Origin of the sequence: Actinosynnema sp. NPDC059335, assembly GCF_042752395.1 — a bacterium.
In the GTDB taxonomy this organism is placed as follows: Bacteria; Actinomycetota; Actinomycetes; order Mycobacteriales; family Pseudonocardiaceae; genus Actinosynnema.
Genome location: NZ_JBHYXZ010000073.1, coordinates 23,310 through 41,542 on the forward strand (window position 1 = coordinate 23,310; position 18,233 = coordinate 41,542).

At 73.1% G+C, this 18,233-nt stretch carries 19 protein-coding genes and 1 tRNA gene; 7 read left to right on the plus strand and 13 right to left on the minus strand.

From position 1 onward, the window contains the following. Window positions 1-166 precede the first annotated feature (166 nt). Window positions 167-742 carry a bifunctional DNA primase/polymerase gene (locus ACFXGA_RS22605; protein ID WP_378090807.1) on the plus strand — a complete coding sequence of 192 codons (576 nt, stop codon included), beginning with the start codon at window positions 167-169 and terminating at the stop codon, window positions 740-742. Beyond that, a complete protein-coding gene (locus tag ACFXGA_RS22610) occupies window positions 739-1,062 on the plus strand; it encodes a hypothetical protein (protein WP_378090808.1) in 324 nt (107 codons plus the stop codon). Before ACFXGA_RS22605 ends, ACFXGA_RS22610 begins: the two co-directional genes overlap by 4 nt. 129 nt (window positions 1,063-1,191) lie before the next feature. Here the strand turns inward: ACFXGA_RS22610 and ACFXGA_RS22615 are convergent. The 5 genes from ACFXGA_RS22615 to ACFXGA_RS22635 all read right to left on the minus strand — a co-directional run bounded on the left by ACFXGA_RS22615 (window position 1,192) and on the right by ACFXGA_RS22635 (window position 4,974). After that, window positions 1,192-1,267 (minus strand) — tRNA-Ala (locus ACFXGA_RS22615). A 62-nt stretch (window positions 1,268-1,329) separates the two neighbouring features. Further along, a complete protein-coding gene (gene glpR, locus ACFXGA_RS22620; RefSeq protein ID WP_378090809.1) occupies window positions 1,330-2,004 on the minus strand; it encodes a gephyrin-like molybdotransferase receptor GlpR in 675 nt (224 codons plus the stop codon). A gap of 161 nt (window positions 2,005-2,165) precedes the next feature. Then, window positions 2,166-2,822: a GNAT family N-acetyltransferase gene (locus tag ACFXGA_RS22625; RefSeq protein WP_378090810.1), complete on the minus strand. Its 657-nt coding sequence runs from the start codon at window positions 2,820-2,822 to the stop codon at window positions 2,166-2,168. 31 nt (window positions 2,823-2,853) lie between these two features. Beyond that, complete coding sequence (gene glp / locus ACFXGA_RS22630; RefSeq protein WP_378090811.1) at window positions 2,854-4,077, minus strand: gephyrin-like molybdotransferase Glp; 1,224 nt, start codon at window positions 4,075-4,077, stop codon at window positions 2,854-2,856. Window positions 4,078-4,092: 15 nt separating this feature from the next. Further along, a complete protein-coding gene (locus ACFXGA_RS22635) occupies window positions 4,093-4,974 on the minus strand; it encodes a UTP--glucose-1-phosphate uridylyltransferase (protein ID WP_378090812.1) in 882 nt (293 codons plus the stop codon). A gap of 38 nt (window positions 4,975-5,012) precedes the next feature. On the opposite strand from ACFXGA_RS22635, the gene ACFXGA_RS22640 reads away from it, so the two are divergent. The 4 genes from ACFXGA_RS22640 (at window position 5,013) to mscL (ending at window position 8,060) form a co-directional block, all read left to right on the plus strand. Beyond that, entirely contained in the window at window positions 5,013-5,576 is a 564-nt protein-coding gene (locus ACFXGA_RS22640; protein ID WP_378090813.1) for a 5-formyltetrahydrofolate cyclo-ligase, read from the plus strand. Window positions 5,577-5,677: 101 nt separating this feature from the next. Then, entirely contained in the window at window positions 5,678-5,959 is a 282-nt protein-coding gene (locus ACFXGA_RS22645) for an FmdB family zinc ribbon protein (RefSeq protein ID WP_378090814.1), read from the plus strand. Window positions 5,960-6,047: 88 nt separating this feature from the next. After that, the gene (locus tag ACFXGA_RS22650) at window positions 6,048-6,557 is read left to right on the plus strand and encodes an SAF domain-containing protein (protein WP_378090815.1); all 510 of its coding nucleotides are present in this window, start codon (window positions 6,048-6,050) and stop codon (window positions 6,555-6,557) included. 1,104 nt (window positions 6,558-7,661) lie between these two features. Then, window positions 7,662-8,060 carry a large-conductance mechanosensitive channel protein MscL gene (gene mscL, locus ACFXGA_RS22655; RefSeq protein ID WP_378090816.1) on the plus strand — a complete coding sequence of 133 codons (399 nt, stop codon included), beginning with the start codon at window positions 7,662-7,664 and terminating at the stop codon, window positions 8,058-8,060. Window positions 8,061-8,414: 354 nt separating this feature from the next. Here mscL and ACFXGA_RS22660 read toward each other — a convergent pair whose 3' ends face one another. The 8 genes from ACFXGA_RS22660 to ACFXGA_RS22695 form a co-directional block, all read right to left on the minus strand. Next, window positions 8,415-8,603, minus strand: coding sequence for a hypothetical protein (locus ACFXGA_RS22660; RefSeq protein WP_378090817.1), 189 nt, complete (start codon window positions 8,601-8,603; stop codon window positions 8,415-8,417). Then, the gene (locus ACFXGA_RS22665; protein ID WP_053719418.1) at window positions 8,600-9,100 is read right to left on the minus strand and encodes a molybdenum cofactor biosynthesis protein B; all 501 of its coding nucleotides are present in this window, start codon (window positions 9,098-9,100) and stop codon (window positions 8,600-8,602) included. The genes ACFXGA_RS22660 and ACFXGA_RS22665 overlap by 4 nt, the downstream gene beginning before the upstream one ends. A 316-nt stretch (window positions 9,101-9,416) precedes the next feature. After that, window positions 9,417-10,427, minus strand: a complete 1,011-nt coding sequence (locus ACFXGA_RS22670) for a sensor histidine kinase (protein WP_378090824.1) — start codon at window positions 10,425-10,427, stop codon at window positions 9,417-9,419. Continuing rightward, a complete protein-coding gene (locus ACFXGA_RS22675) occupies window positions 10,427-11,122 on the minus strand; it encodes a response regulator transcription factor (RefSeq protein ID WP_378090818.1) in 696 nt (231 codons plus the stop codon). The genes ACFXGA_RS22670 and ACFXGA_RS22675 overlap by 1 nt, the downstream gene beginning before the upstream one ends. A 150-nt stretch (window positions 11,123-11,272) precedes the next feature. After that, entirely contained in the window at window positions 11,273-13,111 is a 1,839-nt protein-coding gene (locus tag ACFXGA_RS22680; protein WP_378090819.1) for a trypsin-like peptidase domain-containing protein, read from the minus strand. 90 nt (window positions 13,112-13,201) lie between these two features. After that, window positions 13,202-14,290 carry a galactose-1-phosphate uridylyltransferase gene (gene galT / locus ACFXGA_RS22685; RefSeq protein WP_378090820.1) on the minus strand — a complete coding sequence of 363 codons (1,089 nt, stop codon included), beginning with the start codon at window positions 14,288-14,290 and terminating at the stop codon, window positions 13,202-13,204. Continuing rightward, window positions 14,287-15,084, minus strand: coding sequence for a DeoR/GlpR family DNA-binding transcription regulator (locus ACFXGA_RS22690; protein WP_378090821.1), 798 nt, complete (start codon window positions 15,082-15,084; stop codon window positions 14,287-14,289). The genes galT and ACFXGA_RS22690 overlap by 4 nt, the downstream gene beginning before the upstream one ends. A 1-nt stretch (window position 15,085) precedes the next feature. After that, window positions 15,086-17,089: a beta-galactosidase gene (locus tag ACFXGA_RS22695; protein WP_378090822.1), complete on the minus strand. Its 2,004-nt coding sequence runs from the start codon at window positions 17,087-17,089 to the stop codon at window positions 15,086-15,088. Window positions 17,090-17,308: 219 nt separating this feature from the next. Here ACFXGA_RS22695 and ACFXGA_RS22700 point away from each other — a divergent pair, with 219 nt between their 5' ends. After that, entirely contained in the window at window positions 17,309-18,118 is an 810-nt protein-coding gene (locus tag ACFXGA_RS22700; protein ID WP_378090823.1) for a hypothetical protein, read from the plus strand. Window positions 18,119-18,233: the final 115 nt, after the last annotated feature.

Genomic DNA, 18,233 nt, shown 5'->3' on the forward strand with positions numbered 1-18,233 from the left:
TCACGGCCCGAGCGCCCGACGAGCCGTTCGGTGGAACTGCCTCCCGACCGGTCCCGCATCCATCAGCGGTGCCCTCGTCGCTCTGGACCCGTGCAGTTCGAAGACCTCTTCGAGGTTCTGCCCGCTTCCACCTCCCCGGAAGATCCCCCAGCAGAAAGGCAAGGCAGTGCCGACCAGCACGCAGGACATCGAACCACCCGCGACCCTGCACGCCGCCCTGCGCTACGCCGAACTGGGCTGGCCCGTCGTACCGGGAGCGATCTGGAAGGACGGACACTTCGTCGACCCGGCCACCGAGCAACCTGTCACCAGCCCGTGTCTCCGTTCCATCGAGGCATCGACCACCGACGCCGATCTGGTGCAGGAGTGGTGGTCGACGCCTGGGCTGCATCAGCCGAACGTCTTCACCACGACCGGTCCGGAGCCGGGGGCCATCGCCGTCGCCGAGTCGCTGGTCATGGCGCTCGCCGACAATCCGTGGTTCGCGACCTTCCCGACACCGGTTCTGGCGTTCCCGAACATGCCGATCGCGTACTTCCTGGTTCGACCACCACTGCCTTCGGTGATCATGAGCGACCATGCGCGGGTGATGGACGCCGGGATGCCGATGCCCCTACCTCCCAGTGTGCTGGAGACGCCGGTGCTCTGGCTCGTCACCCCTGAGCGAGCAGGCAACGTCCTTGTGCCCGATGACGCGCTCGCCGACCTGATCCATAGCTACGAGAAGAGGAAGAGCGCGTGAACGAGTTGGCCGAAGTCGAGCAGCCCACCGACCTGGACGACGTCTTCACGGCCTTGCTGCACGAGGTGGCGCTAGAGGGGGCACCACGGCCCTTCGCCGTAGTGGAGGAGTACGGCGATCGGGAAGACGTTCGCGTCGCAGGCTACGGCCTGGCGTACGACACCCACGTACAGGCCAACTCGGTCGAAGGCGACTTCCCCTTGAAGTCCGAGGACGTGGAGCGCGTCCGGACGCTGTTCGAAATCTCGTCGCGATCGTCGGGCGTGCGGCGGGTGCACGTGGTGTGGCTGGAGACAACCACTGCGGCCCAAGAGGGCTGAGCGACGCTCAGGCAGCACAGCCTGGAGGAGAGGCCGGAGCTACAGCCGTCGAGGATTGATCGCAACGGAAAGAGCCACCACGCCTGACGGCGACGGTGGCTCCGACCCTGGTTCTTGACTGTCCTGTTGTGGTGGAGCTGAGGGGAATCGAACCCCTGACCTACTCGATGCGAACGAGTCGCGCTACCAACTGCGCTACAGCCCCGTGTTCTGTTGTCGTGCGGGGGAAGCATATCAGTAGTCGGGGGGTGGTTTTGCCACCCCCCTCTACTCGCCCGCCGCCCGCCGGTACGGGAGGGCTTCCGGGCCCTCCAGCTCGACGAACAGCGGGTCCTCGTCGTCCGGGTCCACGACGACCGTGCCGGGCCGGACCTCGTGCTGGAACCTCGGCTGCGGGGGCAGGCCGGGCTGGTCGCGGGTGGTGTCGGCGGACGCGTCGGCCGCGGCCGGCTTGGCGCCGGCGGGGCGGGCGACCCGGCGGCGGGACTGGCCCAGCCTGGCCTGGCGGCGCGCGCGGATGTCCTCCTCGATCCGCACCTGCCGGCGCAGGTACGCGAGGTAGGAGACGAGCGTCACGTCCACCGCCGCGTGGCCCCACCAGGCCAGCGGGTAGAGCAGGCCCGCGACGAGGCCCGTGACCAGCGCGAGCAGCAGCAGCGTCCCGACCACGCGGCGGCGGAACGCGTACTTCGCCTGGGCGACGATCGCCGCGGTCTCCGGGTCGTAGCCGCCCCGGCCCGGCCGGAACGGCCGGTGGTCGACGAAGTCGTCCGGCTCGTCGTAGTAGTCGTAGTCGTCGAACTCCGCGTCGATCTCGGGCATGGCGTCGTACTCCTCCTCCACGCTGCCACGCGACGCGTCGGCGCGCTTGCGCGCGACCATCGGCACGAGGACGACCAACCAGGCCACGACCAGTCCCACGACGATCAGCGAGCTCGGCATCCCCGTCACCTCCCCCTACCTCGCGGCGCGCTCGGTGGTGCGCTTGCCACGCTAGTCACAACAGTCACACCTGTGTCGGAGGCACGCCGACCGGCGTACGTACCAAAGTGTGGTGTATCACCCACTTTCGGGTGATCCGAATAAGCCGCTCGGCCGGAAGATCAGGCGATTCGGGCGTACCCCTGTGCGACCATCCGGCGTACCAATCCCTCCGGTGAGGTCTCTTCGGCCGTCATCGCGAAGCACAGGTGGTCACGCCAGTCGCCCGCCACGTCGAGGTACCTCAGGAACAGCCCCTCCTCGCGGAAGCCGGCCTTGGCGAGCACGCGCAGGCTGGCCCGGTTCTCCGGGCGGACGGTCGCCTCCAGCCGGTGCAGGCCGCCCTCGCCGAAGCAGTGGTCCACGACGAGCGCCAGCGCCGCCGTGGCCACGCCGCCGCGCGCCCGGTCCGCCGCCACCCAGTACCCGACCCACGCCGAGCGCAGCGAGCCGCGCACGATGTTGCCCACCGTGATCTGCCCGGCCAGCTCGCCGTCCACCGTGATCACGAACGGGAACGCCTGGCCGCGCCGGGCCAGCGACTTGAGCGACGACCACTGCGGCGGCCACGCCAGGGCCGAGTTCCGCTCGTGCCAGCCCTCGACCGCGGTGGGCTCCCAGTCCTCCAGGTACGCCCGGTCGCGCAGGCGGGCCCGCGACCACGCCGAGGCGTCGAACAGCTTCGGCGGGCGCAGCGCCACCAGACCGGCGTCGACCCGCAGCGGGCCGAGCCGGGCGGGCCAGCCGGGGTGCCGACCGCCTTCCCACGCGTGGCTCACCCTGTCCCCACAGTGCTCATCTCGCCGGGCGTCATCCCCGCTGGGCGAGGAAGCTGACCAGGACCTCTTCGCCGACCGCCACGTCCGTCACGTCCTCGTCGACCACGATGAGGCAGTTCGCCTCGGCCAGCGACGCGAGGAGGTGCGACCCGGAGGTACCCAGCGGCTGCACCAGGTACTCGCCGTTGTCGGCGTCGCGCAGCAGCTGGCCGCGCAGGTAGCCGCGCCGCCCCTTGGTCGAGGTCAGCGGCGACAGCAGCCGCGCGCTCACCACCCGCCGGTAGGGGTTGCGCTTGCCCAGCGCGGCCCGGATCAGCGGCCGGACCAGCACCTCGAACACCACCAGGGCGCTCATCGGGTTCGCCGGCAGCAGGAACGTCGGCACCGCGTCCGGCCCGAGCCGGCCGAAGCCCTGCACCGAGCCCGGGTGCATGGCGACCCGCGTCACGTCCACGTCGCCGAGGTCGGCCAGCGCGGCCCGCACCTCGTCGCCGACGGCCCCGCCCACACCGCCCGACACGACCACGATCTCCGACAGCAGCAGCCTGCCCTCGACGACCTCGCGCAGCCGGCGCGGGTCGGACGACTGGATGCCGACCCGGCTGACCTCGGCCCCGGCGTCCCGCGCGGCGGCGGCCAGCGCGTAGGAGTTGACGTCGTAGACCTGCCCCTGGCCGGGGGTGCGGTCGACGTCCACCAGCTCCTCGCCGACCGAGATCACCGACACCCGCGGCCGGGGGTGGACCAGCACCTTGTTGCGGCCGACGGCGGCGAGCAGGCCGACCTGGGCCGCGCCGATGGACGCGCCGCGGCGCACCGCGACGTCACCGGTCTGCACGTCCTCGCCGGTGCGCCGGACGAACGCCGCGGACGGCACCGGTCGCCGCACGGTCACCTTCGCCGCGTGCCCGTCGGTGTAGCCGACGGGCACCACGGCGTCGGCCAGCGTGGGCAGGGGCGCGCCGGTCGCGACCCGGACCGCCTGGCCGGGTTGCAGCCGCCTGGGCTGGCGCGACCCCGCGGGGATCTCGCCCACCACCGGGAGCGTGACCGGTTCCTCGTTGGCGGCCTGCACGTCGACGCTGCGCACCGCGTAGCCGTCGACCGCCGCCTGGTCGAAACCGGGCAAGGCGCGCTCGGCGACGACCTCCTCGGCGCAGAGCAGGCCCTGCGACTCGGAGATCGCCACCCGCACCGGGGCGGGCCGCACCGCGGCGGCGACGACCCTGGCGAGCTGCTCGTCCACTGACCTCATGTGTTGAACCTCGATCTAGGCGTCGGCGAGGCGCGCCCGCAACCACTCCCCCAGCTCGGGCCCGTAGTCCGGGTGTTCCAGTGCGAAGTCAACCGCAGCTTTGAGGAATCCCCCCGGATTGCCCAGGTCGTGTCGCCCACCGCGGTGGACGACGACGTGCACCGGGTGGCCCTCGTTGATCAGCAGCGCGATGGCGTCGGTGAGCTGCAGCTCGCCGCCCGCGCCGGGCGTGATGCGCTTGAGGGCGTCGAAGATCGCCCGGTCGAGCAGGTAGCGGCCGGCCGCGGCGAACGTCGAGGGGGCGTCCTCGGGCTTGGGCTTCTCGACCATGCCGACGACCTGCTTGACGTCGTCGTCCCCGGTGTCCTTGACGTCGAAGACGCCGTAGGCGGAGATCTGGTCCTTGGGGATGTCGAACGCGCACAGCACGCTGCCGCCGAGCTTCTCGCGGACCGCGGCCATCTTCTTCAGCACGCCGGTGGGCAGCACGAGGTCGTCCGGCAGGAGGACCGCGACGGCCTCGTCCTCGCCGGTCAGGTTCGGTTCCGCGCAGGCGACCGCGTGGCCGAGGCCGAGGGCCTTCTCCTGGAGGGCGGTCTCGACGGCGAGCAGGTTCGGCGCGCGGCGGACCTTGGCGACCAGGTCGTGCTTGCCGCGTTCCTCGAGCGTCGCCTCCAGCTCGGGCTGCGCGCGGAAGTACTCCGCGACCGCGTCCTTGCCGGGGGAGGTCACGATCACGAGCTTCGTCGCGCCGGCTTCGGCGGCCTCGGTGGCGACGAGTTCGATGCCAGGGGTGTCGACGACCGGCAGCAACTCCTTGGGCACCGCTTTGGTGGTGGGCAGGAAGCGCGTGCCGAGTCCCGCCGCCGGCACGATTGCTGTCTGGAAGGCGCTCATGGCCTGCGAGCGTAACGGCGCGCTTAGGGTGACCTGCCATGACGTCCCGTGAACGTGACCGGAAGGCGACGCTGCGCACACGGCTGCGGGCGGCACGGCGGGGCGCGACCATGCCGCCGATGTCGGCCGAGGCGCTGCTCGCCGTCGCCGCTTACGACGTTCCCGCTGGTGGGACGGTGTGCGCTTACGTCGCTTCGGCGGTCGAGCCGGGGTCGTTGGCGATGGTGGAGGCGCTGCGGTCGCACGGGCTGCGGGTGCTGCTGCCGGTGGTGGTCGGGGAGGCGTTGGACTGGGCCGCCTACGACGGCCGGTTGCGCGTGGGCGCGTTCGGGTTGCGGGAGCCGGTGGGGCTGTTGCTGGGGGCGGCGGCGGTCGGGGAGGCGGCACTCGTGCTGGTGCCGGCGTTGGCGGTGGACCACGGCGGGGTGCGGCTGGGCCAGGGCGGCGGGTACTACGACCGGGCGTTGGAGTTGTCCACAGGTCCGGTGGTGGCGGTGGTGCGGGACGAGGAGTTCGTGCCGTCGTTGCCGGCGGAGCCGCACGACGTTCGGGTGGACGCCGTGCTGACCCCTGGGCGTGGGCTGGTGCGGCTGCCGCTGTGACGTTGACCTGTGATGTTTGCGCCACCTGTGCCGGGTGGCGCATCATCGGTGTTGGCACTCGCGACGCAGGAGTGCCAACCAGGACTCGTGGAGGGTTCACCGTGCCGACCTACCAGTACGCCTGCACCGAGTGCGACCACCGGTTCGAGGCGGTGCAGTCCTTCTCGGACTCCGCGTTGACCGCGTGCCCCGAGTGCTCCGGCAAGCTGCGCAAGCTCTACGGCGCGGTCGGTGTCGTGTTCAAGGGCAGCGGCTTCTACCGGACCGACAGCCGTTCGTCGTCGTCTTCGTCCTCCTCTTCTTCGTCGTCGTCTTCGTCTTCGTCGAAGAGCGAGTCGTCCACGTCTTCGTCCTCTTCGACCCCGGCTGCCGCCGCCTCCTGACCGGCTGGTTGTCCACAGGCCCCCGAGTTGTCCACAGCTCGGGGGTTCGCACTGTCCGACCGGCGAATCCCTTCGTAACGTCGAGACCGTGCTCCTCCACCTCAGAAGGATCCTGGCGGGCCTGTTGGCCCTGGTAGCCGTCGGTGTGGCCCTGATGCCGGACCGAGGTGCCGTCGACGTCGCGGTGACCGCGCGCGACCTGCCGCCCGGCGTGCCGCTGGGCGGGGAGGACGTGCGGGTGGTCGCCGTCCCGACCGCGTTCGCGCCCGCGGGGGCGGTGTCGCGGGAGGAGGCGTTAGGCCGGGCGCTGGTGGGCGGTGCCAGGTCGGGCGAGCCGCTGACGGACGCGCGGCTGACGCCAGCTAATCCGGGCGTGTCGTCGGTGGCCGTGCGGCTGGCCGACGCGGGCGTGGCGGGCCTGCTGCGACCGGGCAGCCGGGTGGACGTGGTGGGGGCGGAGTCCACCGTGCTGGCCTCGGACGCCTCGGTGGTCGCCGTGCGCGACGGCGAGGTGGTCGTCCTGTCCGCCACCCACACCGCAGCCCGCCGCCTGGCCGCCGAAACCCTGGCCGGCCCGGTCGCCCTGGTCCTGCGCTGACACACCGCCCACCCACCCACCACCGCCCATCCGCCCACCACCGCCCATCCGCCCACCACCGCCCATCCGCCCACCACCGCCCGTCCACGCAGCCCCGCCCGTCCACGCAGCACCACCACGGCGGGTCCGCCCTATCCCCGACCCGAACCACCCACCAGCCGCCGTCTGCCGCTGCCACCCGCCGGCCGCACTGCCACCGCCCAGCCCGCACCGCCGTGCATCGGGCCGCACGAACGGCACGGGCCGCACCACCAACCGCACACCTGCCCACCAACCACCGAACCGCCGGTCAGCCCGACCACCACCCCCCGCACGCCCTGAACACCGAGCCGCCCATCACCCCAGCGGCCGCCGCCTCGACCTCCCAGGGGTCACCGCACCACTCAACGGCGGCTCCACGGGCGACCCAGCAGCCGCCAAGAGCGGTCGGGGGGCAGGTTGGCGGCACCCAGGGGCGGCCCCGGCCGGGACCCGAGGTCGACTCGCCGGCAGCCCAACAGCGGCCCGACGGGCGACCAACGGCCGGTCGTCGGCAGCTCGATCGGCAGCCCGGCGGTGGGTAGGCGGTGGCACGGCCTCCCGTTCGACGCAGCCCGTCAGCTGCCCAGGGGCGGCCGAGCAGCCCGACAGTGGCCCGACGGGCGAGCCAGCGGCCTGGCCACCAGCCAGCGGTCGGTCGGCAGCTCGGCGGCAGTCCGGCCGCGCCTCGGCGGGTGACCGGCAGCGGGTGGTGGCAACCGGTGGCAACCGGTGGCGGGCTCGGCGGAGGCTCGGCCGCGACCCCGCGGGTGACCGACGGCGGATAGGCGGTGGCTTGGCCGCAGGTGGAAGGCGGCTTGGCGGTGGTTCGGCCGTGAGTCTGTGGCGGGGTCGGCGGTGGCGTGGCCGTGGGTGGCCAGTGGCCAGTGGCCAGTGGTGGTCGGGTCGGCGGTGGTTCGGTGGCCGGGTGGGAAGTGGCCCCCGCGTGGTCGGGCCCCGCGTGGTCGGGCGGCCGCTGACCGGTTGACCGCGCCGCGACACACAGGCCGGCAACGTCACCGATCGGCTTCTGGGCGTTACCCTCCGCTAGCCCCCAACCCGTACCCCGAACGGAGGAACCAGACCGTGATCAAGGGCTTCAAGGACTTCCTGATGCGCGGCAACGTGATTGATCTCGCCGTGGCGGTGGTCATCGGTGCCGCGTTCACCGCGATCGTCACCGCGTTCACGACGAACCTGATCAACCCGATCATCGCGTTGTTCGGCGGCAGCAACGTCAACGGCCTGGCCGTGCAGCTCGGCAGCAGCGACAAGACGATCGTCGACTTCGGCGCGATCATCACCGCGGTGATCAACTTCCTGATCGTGGCGGCGATCGTCTACTTCATCTTCGTGCTGCCGATGAACAAGCTGAAGGAACGGCGCAAGCGCGGCCAGGAGCCGGGCCCCGCCGAGCCGACCGACGTCGAGCTGCTCAAGGAGATCCGCGACCTGCTCGCCGCCCAGCGCCAGCGCCAGGACTGACCGCGCGCCGACACCAAGGCTGATCGCGCGCCAGCGCCAGGACTGACCGCGGAAGGGGTCGTCCGACCGACACGGGACACGGCCGGGCTTGCCTAGCATCGCCCGGTCACCCGCCGACGAGACCGGAGGTGAGGGAACCGGAGGCCCCTGATCGCACGAGCAGATGCGCCCGACGACCGGGGTGAAGTTCGCCGCCGCACACGCGGTCCTCGTCGGCGGGAGGGTGCTGTTGCTTCGGCGGCGCGGCTCGGCCACGCCGCTTCGGCACGTCGATCGTGCAGGTGCACCACGGGCACGCCGACGGTCAGCGTCGGCGGTTGATCCGCGGCTGGGGACGGAAGCGTCGGTCGCGGGTCAGCCGCCGTGGTGCGGAGGTCGGTTGTCCTCGTACCACCGGTCGTCGCGCCCGGTCGGGCGGGGTTCGTCCGACGAGCCCTCCGGCAGCACGTCACCGAAGACCTCGGCCAGCCGACGACGCCGTGCCGCCTCCTCCGCGGCAGCGGCGGCCGTGGCGGCGTCGGCGTCGTCAGCCGGCTCGGTCACGACTCGTCCAGCCCCGACAACTGCTCGATCACGTAGGGCACGAGGGCGGACAGCGTCGCCATGCCGTCGCGCACCGCCGACCGCGACCCGGCCAGGTTCACCACGAGGGTGCTGCCGGACACGCCGACGAGCCCCCGCGAGATGCCCGCGTCCACGGCCCCCGCCGCCAGGCCCGAGGCCCGCAACGCCTCCGCGATGCCGCTGATCGGCCGGTCGAGCACGCCCTGCGTGGCGTCCGGCGTGACGTCGCGCGGCGACACGCCCGTGCCGCCTACGGTGACGACCAGGTCGACCCCACCGATGACCGCGGTGTTCAGTGCGGCGCGGATGCCCACGACCTCACCCTCCACCGCGACCGTGCCGTCGACGATGAACCCTGCTTCCTCCAGCAACTCCGTGACCAGCGGGCCAGTGCTGTCGTCGTGCTCACCGTGCGCCACCCGGTCGTCCACGATCACGACGAGGGCGCGTCCCAGGCGCTGCGCGCTGCGTTCCATGCGCGTCACCGTAACCAATCGGCGGACCCGGCGGTTCCGTGACGTCACGCTGCCGCGACCGCGCGGCCGTCCCGCCTCCGGTGACGTGCGGGTTCTCCCCGGCGGCACGTCCGCCACGCCGGGGGACCCCCGCCGAGGTGAAGGCTCGCGTCTTCCGGGCGGCAAACGGCCACCGCCGAAGGCCACACGCCCTCACGCGCCGAACACGACACGTCCGCGTGCCGAACACCACATGCCCGCGTCGAGCAGCAGGCACCCGAGCGGCACGAGGCGGCCCGGCGGGTGCGGCGCACCGCGGGTGGCAAGCGGTTGCCGGTCAAGCGGTGCGTGGTGCGCTCAGCGGCAGCCGCACCTCGAACCGGCAGCCGGGGCCGTGGTTGCGGGCGGTGATGGTGCCGTGGTGGGCCTCCACCAGGCCGCGCGCGATGGCCAGCCCCAGCCCGCCGCCGACCGGCTGCCGGTGCGGCGTGCCGCGGAACGCCACGTCGAACACCCGCGGCAGGTCGGCGTCCGGGATGCCGCCGCACCCGTCGTCCACGCGCAGCACCGCCGACGAGCCCTCCACCTCCACCCGCACCTCCACCACGCCCTCCGGCGGGGTGTGGCGGATCGCGTTGGACAGCAGGTTGCGCACGACGCGCGCCAGCTCCGGGTCGCTGCCCGGCACCACCGGCCACGTCACCGCGTCGCCCCGCAGCCGCACGCCCTTGCGCGCGGCGACCGGGCGCTCCGCCGCCACGACCTCGCTCACCACGTCCGCCAGCGGCACGTCCGCGAACGTCAGGCGCAGCGCGCCGGCGGTGATCCGGGACAGCTCGAACAGGTCGTCGACCATCCGCGACAACGCCTCGGCCTCGCCCGAGATCCGCCCCGCGTACTCGGCGACCTCGTCGCGCCGCGCCACCACGCCGTCGGCCAGCGCCTCGGCCATCGCCCGGATCCCGGCCAGCGGCGTGCGCAGGTCGTGGCTGATCCACGCCACCAGCTCGCGCCGCGACGCCTCGGCGGCCCGTTCCCGCTCCCGCGCCTCGCTCTCCCACACGCTGCGCCGCGCCACCGCCCGCCCGAGCAGGACCGCCGTCGGCACGGTCACCAACGCCACCAGCAGGCACACCAGCAGGGCCGTGGTGAGGATCGGGGTGAACATGAACCCGCTCACCGCGAGCACCCCGCCGAGGGTCGCCACCACCGGCACGAGCGCCAGCACGGTCAGCGCGGTGGCCAGCGACCCGTTCGACGACCGCCGCAGCACCACCGCCCCGACCAGCGCGAGCGGCAGCGAGAACAGCACCGCGTACGGCAGGACGTGGTAGATCTCGGTCAGCATCACGCGCCGCCGTCGTACCGGTAGCCGACGCCCCACACGGTGGCGATCCGCACCGGCCGCGCCGGGTCGGCCTCCACCTTCTCCCTCAACCGTCGCACGTGGACGGTCACGGTGGACCGGTCGCCGAACTCCCAGCCCCACACCCGCGACAGCAGCTCGGTCCGGCCGAACGCCGTGCCGCGGTGGGTCAGGAAGAACACCAGCAGGTCGAACTCCCGCGTGGTCAGCGACAGCTCCCGGCCGTCCAGCCACGCCGCCCGCGCGCCGACGTCCACCCGCAGCCCGCCGTCGGTCAGCACCGACGCCGACCGCGCCGGCGCCACCCGCGACCGCCGCAGCACCGACGTCACCCGCAACGCCAGCTCACGCGGGCTGAACGGCTTGGTCACGTAGTCGTCCGCGCCGAGCCGCAGCCCGGCGATCCGGTCCTCCTCCTCGCCCAGCGCGGTCAGCATCACCACCGGCACCGCGCTGCGTGCCCGCAGCCGCCGGCACACCTCCAGCCCGTCCACGCCGGGCAGCATGAGGTCCAGCACGACCAGGTCCGGCTCGCGCTCCGCGACCCGCCGCAACGCGCTCTCGCCGTCGCCGACCAGCTCCACCTCGTGCCCGGCCAGCTCCAGGTACCGGCGCACCACGTCGCGCACGGTCACGTCGTCGTCCACGACGAGCACCCGTCCGGTTGTCTCACCCACGTCACGCCCCACAGTCGGTCGGCAGTCGACCGCAGTGTGCCGCCCGCACGGGCGACGCACGGCAAGAGGCCGCACGCCGACGGGTGAGGGCACCCCGCCGGTATGCGGCCTCCACGACCGGCTCGGGCACGTGAGCCGGGGCTTGCGGGCCTAGCGGATCTCCACGGGCTGGCTGCCGAGCGTCACCTCGACCGTGCGGTTCCCGCCGATGGTGAGCTGCACCTTGTCGCCCGGCGCGCGGGACCGCACGGCGGCCACCAGGGCGTCGGAGGTGTCGATGGGCCGGTCGCCGAACTTGGTGATCACGTCGCCGGCCTTGATGCCGGCCGCCTCGGCCGCGCCGCCGCCGGTCACGGCCCGGATCTCCGCGCCGCCCTCCCGCGCGTCCACCACCTGGACGCCGAGCACGGTCTGGGTGGCCTTGCCGGTCTCCGACAGCTCCTTGGCCGTGCGGCGGGCCTGGTCGATCGGGATCGCGAAGCCGATGCCGACCGAGCCGCCCTGCGACGACTGGCTGGAGTTTGGGCTGTAGATGGCCGAGTTGATGCCGACGACCTGGCCGCGCATGTTCACCAGCGGGCCGCCCGAGTTGCCGGGGTTGATCGCGGCGTCGGTCTGGATCGCGTTGAGCACGGTCTCCACGCCGCCCTGCTGGCCGCCGGCGCGCACCGGGCGGTTCAGCGAGCTGACGATGCCGGACGTGACCGTGCCGTTGAGGTCGAACGGCGAGCCGACGGCCACGACCTGCTGGCCGATCCGCAGGTCGCCGGAGTTGCCCAGCTCGGCGGTGGGCAGGCCGGAGACGTCCTCCATCTTGACCACGGCGAGGTCGGACGTGGGGTCGCGGCCGACGATCTTCGCGTCGAACGCGCGGCCGTCCTGGAGCTTGACCTGGATCGGGCCGCCGTTGGCGGCGGTCTCGACCACGTGGTTGTTGGTGAGCACCAGGCCGTCGGAGCTGAGCGTGAACCCGGACCCGGCGCCGCCGCTGACCTGCACCTGGACCACGGTCGGCAGCACCTTCTGGGCCACCTGCTCGATCGAGCCCGCCGGGGCGTCGGCGCTCTGCTGCGCGGGCGGGGCCTGGTCGAGCGCGTTGGTGACCGGCCGGGCCTCCTCGGCGGCCTGGAAGCCGACGTAGCCGCCGACACCGCCCGCGACACCGCCGACGGCGAGCACGAGCGCCGCGACGCCGGCGACGACCTTGCCGCGTCCCCGCGGCCGGGGCGGCGCGGCCGGCGCGGCGCCGGGGTGCGCGTAGTAGGGGCCGCCGGGCTGCGCCGACCCCGAAGGGGTCGGGATCGGCGAGCCGGCGTGGTCGTGTCCGACGCCCTGGTGCGGCACGCCGTACGGACCGGTGTGCTCCGGGCGGTGGAAGCCGGCGTGCCAGCCCTCCGACCCGGACCCCGGCAGTCCGGCGCCGCCCTGCACGGCGCCGGACCCACCGGTTGCGGTCTGGCCCGCGCCGCCCTGCACAGCGCCGGCCACACCTGCTCCGGTCGGACCGGCGCCGCCCTGCACGGCGCCCACCCGACCGGTTCCCGACTGGCCGGCGGCGGCCGACGAGCCGAAGTCATCCGGGTGACCGGCGCGGTGCGCGGCCGGCGACCCGGGTACGGGCCCGGCGGCGCTCGGGTGAGCGACCGGCGAGCCGGAGTTCGAGGGGTCGTTCGTGGTGACGCTGTCGGGCCGGAGCGCGTCGTCGCCGGCCGTCCCGGCGACCTCGGCGGGCCGGCCGGCGCTGCCCTGCACAGCGCCCGCCGACCCGCCGGTCACGTCCTCCGACCGCGACGGGCCTGCCTGCCAGGCGCCCGGCGCACCGGTGGACCCCGACGCGCCGGCGCCGCCCTGCACGGCACCCGCGTCGTCGGCGTCGTCCTGACCGAGTCCGGCGCCGCCGCCACGGGCCCACGGGCTCGGCGGCTGCGACTGCTGCGAGTGCGGCGGCTGCGACTGCTGAGGCGGCTTCGGCTGCTCGTCATCGGTCATGTCCACCACTGTGCGGTGCCCGCCTGAGAGCAGCCTTAAACGAAACTGGGCATCAGTTGTGAGTCGCGGCGCGAGCGTGACCCGGACGGGTCATCCGGCGGTCCCGCGCAGCCGCTCGGCGATCTGCTCCGGGGTCGCGTCGTTGATCCACACGCCCATGCCCGACTCGGAGCCCGCGAGGTACTTGAGCTTGTCCGCGGTGCGCAGCACCGAGAACACCTCCAGGTGCAGCCAGGCCAGGTCACGGCCGGTGCGCACGGGGGCCTGGTGCCAGGCCGCGATGTAGGGCAGCGGGCGGTCGTAGAGCGCGTCGAGGCGGTGCAGCACGGTCAGGTAGAGGGCCGCGAAGTCGTCGCGCTCGGCGTCGGACAGGGCGGGCAGGTCGGGCACCTGCCGGTGCGGGACCAGGTGCACCTCGACCGGCCAGCGGGCCGCGGCCGGCACGAACGCCGTCCAGTGCTCGCCCTCCGCGACCACCCGCGTGCGGGCCGCACGTTCGGCGGCCAGAACATCACCCATCAGTGGACGGCCGTGTGACGCTTGGTAGTCCGCCGCGACGGCCAGCATCCGCTCCGTCTTCGGGGTCACGAAGGGGTAGCCGTAGATCTGCCCGTGCGGGTGGTGCAGCGTGACGCCGATCTCCTCGCCCCGGTTCTCGAACGGGAAGACCTGCTCGACGCCCGGCACCTCGTTCAGCGCCGTCGTGCGGTCGGCCCACACGTCCACCACCGTGCGGACGCGGGACGCCGGCAGCGAGCCGAACGACGTGGTGTGGTCGGACGTGAAGCACACGACCTCGCACCGGCCGCGCCCCGGCGCCCGCGCCACCATCGGCATCCCGTCCACAGTGGACGGCAGGTCGGGCACGCCCTCGGCGAACGACGGGAACCGGTTCTCGAACACCACCACGTCGTAGCTCGACTCGGGGATCTCGGTCGGCTTGCCCGGCGTCGACGGGCACAGCGGGCACAGGTCCGCGGGCGGCTTGTAGGTGCGGGTCTGGCGGTGCGCCGCCATCGCCACCCACTCGCCGGTCAGCGGGTCGCGCCGCACCTCCGACAGCGGCTGCGCGCGCGGCAGGTCGCGGGTGTCGACCGCGTCGCGCGGGGGCGCGTCGGGCGTGTCGTCGAAGTAGATGATCTCTCGACCGTCGGCGAGCTTCCCGGTCGTGCGCCTCACGCCAGTTCCTCTCCGCGTCCCGGCACGTGCGCCAGGATTAGCTCTCCCACCTGCTCGCCGAGCACCGCGCGGGCGGGCTCGGCCAGTCCCTCGTCGGTCACCAGCACGTCCGCCTCGTCGAGCGCGGCGATGGTGGAGATGCCGACGGTGCCCCACTTCGTGTGGTCGGCGACCACGACCACGCGGCCGGCCGCGTCGACCAGCGCGCGGTCGGTCTCGCTCTCGTTCAGGTTGGGCGTGGTGAAGCCGGAGCGCTCGGCCATGCCGTGCACGCCCAGGAACACCACGTCCAGGTGCAGCGACCGCAGCGCCTGCACGGCCACCGGTCCGACCAGCGCGTCCGACGGGGTGCGGACGCCGCCGGTCAGCACGACCGTGCGGTCGGTGCGCCCGCTCTGCTGGAGCACGTCGGCGACCCGGATCGAGTTCGTCACCACGGTGAGGTCCGGGATGTCGTCGAGGAACCGGGCCAGCGTCCACGTGGTCGTGCCGGCGGACAGGCCGATCGCCGTGCCGGGGCGCACCAGGCCCGCGGCGAACGCGGCGATGGCCTCCTTCTCCGGCAGCTGGCGCACCGACTTCGCCTCGAAGCCCGGCTCGTCGGTGCTGCGGCCGACCACGGACGTGGCGCCGCCGTACACCTTCTCCACCAGGCCGCGCGCGGCCAGCACGTCCAGGTCGCGGCGCACGGTCATGTCCGAGACGCCCAGCCGGACGACCAGGTCGCTCACCCGCACCGCGCCGGTGCGGCGGACCTCTTCCAGGATCACCGCTTGTCTCTGGCGGGCCAGCACGTCACACCTCTTCTTCCCGGACCACGACCACGCCACCGGCGGGCACGACCACGCGGCCCGACGCCCGTGCGCCGGACAGCAGCTCGACCCCCACCGCGGGCAGTTCGGCGTCACGGCCACCGTGGTTGATCGCAACCAGCCACGATACGGCGGATCCCGCCGCGCCACCGCGCCGACGCACCACCTCGACCTCGCCGCCGCTGGGGCCGACCGCGACCCCGGCCCCGTCGAGCGCGGTCCGCAGCAGCCGGTCCAACCCGTCGTCGCCCAGGCCGCACGCCACGTACCAGGCGACGCCGGCGCCGCGGCCGGTGCGGGTCACGGCCGGGACGCCGGGCAGCGGGCCGTCGACGTAGGAGGCGACGACCTCCGCGCCGTCGGCGTGCAGGTGCTCGGTCCAGACGGTCGCCGACGAGCCGTCGTCCAACGCCACCGCCTCGCCCGCGCGCAGCGGGTGGAACTCCTCGGTCCGCACGCCGAGCAGGTCGCGGAACGCGCCGGGGTAGCCGCCGAGGTGCACGTGGCCGCGCGGGTCCGTGATGCCGGAGAGGTACGTGACCAGCAGGTGGCCGCCTTCGGCGACGTAGCGCTCGTACGGGCTCGCGTCGTCCACCAGGTACAGCGCCGGGACGACGACCAGCGGGTACTTCGCCGGGTCCGCGTTCGGCGGCACGAAGTCGACCGTCACGCCGGCCCGCCACAACGCCCGGTAGTAGGCGAAGACGTGCGCCTGGTAGTCGAAGTCCGCGGTGGGGTGCGCGGGTTGGCGCAACGCCGCCCACGAGTCGTAGTCGAAGACGATCGCCACCGAGGCGTCCACGGTGGACCCGACGAGCCCGGCGATCCGCGCGTACTCCGCGCCGACCTGCTCGACCTCGCGGAACACCTTCGTGTCCGGGCCGGCGTGCGGCACCATCGCCGAGTGGTAGCGCTCCGCGCCCGCGCGGGACTGCCGCCACTGGAAGAACAGCGTGCCGTCCGCGCCGCGCGCCAGGTGCCCGTAGGAGTTGCGCCGCAGCTCGCCGGGCAGCTTGGCGACGTTGCGCGGCTGCCAGTTGACCGCCGACGTGGAGTGCTCCATCAGCAGCCACGGCCGGCCACCCGCCAGGCCGCGCACCAGGTCGGCGGAGAACGCCAGGTCGACGTGCCGCTCCGGGTCCTCGGCGCGGGTGTAGTGGTCGTTGGAGACGAAGTCGACCTCGGCGGCCCAGCGCCAGTAGTCCAGCGCGGAGAAGTTCCACGTCACCATGAAGTTCGTGGTCACCGGGACGTCCGGGGTGACCTCGCGCAGCACGTCCCGCTCGGCCTTGAACAGCTCCAGCAGGGCGTCGGAGCCGAACCGGTCGAAGTCCAGCAGCTGGCCGGGGTTGCCCAGGGTGGGCGTGGCGCGCGGGGGCAGGACCTGGTCCCAGGCGGTGTAGCGCTGGCTCCAGAACGCCGTGCCCCACGCCTCGTTCAGCGCGTCGAGCGTGCCGTGGCGGGCGCGCAGCCAGGCCCGGAACGCCTCCGCGCAGCGGTCGCAGTAGCAGCGGGAGACGTGGCAGCCGTACTCGTTGTTGACGTGCCACGCGGCCAGGGCGGGGTGGTCACGGTACCGCTCGGCGAGCGCGCGGGCGAGCGCGACGGCCTTGGCGCGGTAGGTCGGCGAGCTGGGGCAGTACGCCTGGCGGGAGCCGTGCGCGAGGCGGACGCCGTCGGCCGTCACCGGCAGCGTGTCGGGGTGCGCGGAGCTGAGCCACGGCGGCGGGGAGGCGGTCGCGGTGGCCAGGTCGACCCGGATGCCGCCCTCGTGCAGCAGGTCGAGCACGCGGTCGAGCCAACCGAACTCGTAGCGGCCGTCCTCGACCTCCAGCAGGGCCCACGAGAAGATGCCGACGCTGACCAGGTTCACGCCGGCGCGCCGCATCAGCGCGACGTCCTCGGCCCAGACCTCCTCCGGCCACTGCTCGGGGTTGTAGTCGGCGCCCCACGCCGGGCCGCGCACACCGGTGGGCCAAGTCGTCATGAAGCCAAGACTGGTCGATCTGGCACGCCAACGTCAACACAGTCAAACAAGAACCCTCGGATTTCCGCGTGAAAGACGGGATCCGCCCTCCAGGTGTGAGCTGTCTTGTTGACTCCGTGTTCGCTTGGCGTCGTCCGTGTGACGTGGGCCTCGTATCCGCGGCGGCGGGTGTCGCTCTCTCAAACCGAGAACTGGCCGCACCCGTGAGAGGACGTCCCGATGTTCATCCGTCGTGCCCTGGCCGCCTGCACCGCCGCCGTGGCGGTCGGTTTCGCGGTGGCCCCGCCCGCCCATGCCACGTCGGCCACGCTGTACGCCGAGTTGGCCGAACTCGCCGATGAGCTGAACTCCCTGGCGTGGCCGGGACAGGACACCTACAACCACTACCCGGGCGAGTTAGGCCACCCGGACGGGGCGTCGACCGCCGTGTGGGGCACGCCGGGCAGCCCGACCACGTACGAGAGCAAGGCCAAGTGCGCGCCGCTGCTCACCCTCGCCCTGAGGCACACGTTCTCGTGGGCCACCGACAGCTACCTGACCACCGAGTTCGGCAGCACCAGCCCGACCTCGGCGCAGTACTACGACGGGTTGCAGGCGGGCGCCGACCACTTCACGGCCAAGACGACGGTGCCGAGCCTGGTGGCGGGCGACGTCATCGCGGTCAAGTACCTCGACTCCACGGGCGGCACCGGCGACGCGACCGGGCACACGATGATCGTCGCCGGCGCACCGCAGCTCTACAACCGCGACGGCAACGCGTCGACCCGCGAGTACGCCGTGCCGGTGATCGACAGCACCAGCAACCCGCACGGCGTGCCGAGCACGTGGTCCGGCTCCCCGGTGCACCTGTTCCCGGACACCCGCCGGTCGGGCACCACCGAGTACACCGGCGTCGGCCGCGGCTGGATCTTCATCAGCACCGGCTCCGACGACGTCCCGACCGGTCACTGGTGGGGCGCGAACGAGAACGTGACCACCCAGTACAAGCCCACCTCGACCCGCCCGATGGCCTTCGCCACCCTCCCCTGACCCGCGTGTCCTACGTTGAGAACGCGCGTGTCCTACGTTCGCGTACCCCGAGTTGAACGCTCAGGACGACCGGCCTTGTTCTGAACGTTCAACTCGGGTGTTCCGAACGTCTGTC